The following is a 1,757-nucleotide window of genomic DNA, read 5'->3' on the forward strand; positions in this document are numbered from 1 at the left end:
GAATGGGCGGTGCTTTGCACCGCCCATTCCTATAATTATTATTGAAGATCTTTACGTTTTATGAATCAACCATTGCAGTTTATTCCCTATTCCGAAACATCAGGAAAACTGCATATGGATTTGGATAAATCCCTACTGGATCGCCATAGTCGAGATCCCCAATCGCCATCAATTTTAAGATTTTATCGCTGGGATCCTGCTGCAATCTCCTTAGGCTTTCATCAAAAAAAATATCCTGAACATTGGGATGCCATTGCCGAAAGGCATAATCTGGATATAGTTTGTCGTCCCAGTGGGGGAAGGGCTGTGCTACATAAAGGTGATCTCACCTATGCTGTGATTACCAATATTGATATCAATGGTAAAAAGCGATCGCACCGTGAAATATACGAATATATCTGTGGATTCTTAATTCAAGGTTTTGCCGAACTGGGGGTTAACTTGACCTATGGACTGGCGGGACGGGGATATATTCACAATCCTAGTTGTTTCTCGACGGCAACCAATGCTGATTTAGTCATCTCTGACGGTCGTAAGCTAATTGGTAGTGCACAGGTCTATCGCCATAATTCAGTTTTGCAGCATGGCTCGATCGCGATTGATCCAGATTTTGAGTTACTGAAAGAACTATTTGTCGCAGAAGTGCCGATTGTGGGATGCCAAGAACTCATGCAAGGCGATCGCCAATATTGTCTACAAAAGTTAATAGAAGTTCTATCGCAATCGGCGCGGCAGTACTTTTGCGCGTAGTTCTTTTAACTCTCCATCCGTTAATCGCCGCCATTCCCCTACTCCAAGATTGGCTAAATTTAAATTGGCGATCGCGATTCTGACTAGGCGTAAAGTGGGAAATCCGACGGATGCTGTCATCTTTCTGACCTGTCGATTTTTTCCTTCGGTTAACGTTAACTCTAGCCAAGCGGTTGGTATATGGGCGCGAAAGCGAATGGGGGGATCTCTTGGTGGTAGAGCTGGCTCGGTATCTAATAACTTGGCGATCGCGGGTTTTGTTCGGTATCCTTGGATGATGACTCCATGTTGTAACTTCTGTAAAGCTTCTTCTGTGGGAGTTCCTTCCACCTGTACCCAATAGGTTCGGGAATGTTCAAACTGAGGATCGATTAACCGATGTTTTAATACCCCATCATTGGTAAGTAGTAAGAGCCCTTCACTATCAAAATCTAATCTTCCTACCGAATACACTTCAGGGATATCCAGATATTCTCTCAAAGTTGGGCGAGGCGATATGCTGTCATCGGTAAATTGGCATAGCACTCCATAGGGCTTGTACAAAAGAATATATTGGCGATCGCTCATGTATTTAGGGAAATCAGAATAAAAAATCACAACGCCAAAAATCGCATTGTCAGCCTTTTAATTTTAATCTAGCGCTGGGGCATTCCTAAACTAGGATAAATCAAACCCCCAAAAGACAAGTGGCAGTGCTTCGCGCTGCCACTTGTCTTTTTTGGGGGTGCCTAAGCACAACTTTCATTACCCTACAACTAATTAGCTAAGCATAAGTACTTAAAACCTATAAGAGAGTAACGCCCGCTACGCGGGCGTTACTCTCTTATAGGTTTTGTTTTTTTTCTTACAGAAACCCGTTAATTTCATGAAAAAATTACTAACGAAGTTATGAAGGAGTACACTTATTTACTGACTGTTTTATTAACTTAGCGATCGCTTAATAGTTTCTAAGTAAGTGGGCTTAATTAAATATAAAACCCTAAAACCTGCGGTGCAAGCGCAGCGTG

General features: G+C 42.5%; 2 protein-coding genes. One reads left to right on the forward strand and one right to left on the reverse strand.

The window, feature by feature from the left end; translation table 11 throughout:
- Positions 1-60: 60 nt before the first annotated feature.
- The gene (locus PSE7429_RS22830) at positions 61-750 is read left to right on the forward strand and encodes a lipoate--protein ligase family protein (RefSeq protein ID WP_009629777.1); all 690 of its coding nucleotides are present in this window, start codon (positions 61-63) and stop codon (positions 748-750) included.
- Here the strand turns inward: PSE7429_RS22830 and PSE7429_RS22835 are convergent.
- The gene (locus tag PSE7429_RS22835) at positions 715-1,317 is read right to left on the reverse strand and encodes a pseudouridine synthase (RefSeq protein WP_009629778.1); all 603 of its coding nucleotides are present in this window, start codon (positions 1,315-1,317) and stop codon (positions 715-717) included. The genes PSE7429_RS22830 and PSE7429_RS22835 overlap by 36 nt on opposite strands.
- Positions 1,318-1,757 lie beyond the last annotated feature (440 nt).

The sequence above is a fragment of the Pseudanabaena biceps PCC 7429 genome, from assembly GCF_000332215.1.
Classification (GTDB): domain Bacteria; phylum Cyanobacteriota; class Cyanobacteriia; order Pseudanabaenales; family Pseudanabaenaceae; genus Pseudanabaena; species Pseudanabaena biceps.

Bases quoted from the DNA above. Each gene is read 5' to 3' on its own strand.
- PSE7429_RS22830 (WP_009629777.1), top strand. From the start codon at position 61: ATGAATCAACCATTGCAGTTTATTCCCTATTCCGAAACATCAGGAAAA.
- PSE7429_RS22835 (WP_009629778.1), bottom strand. From the start codon at position 1,317: ATGAGCGATCGCCAATATATTCTTTTGTACAAGCCCTATGGAGTGCTA.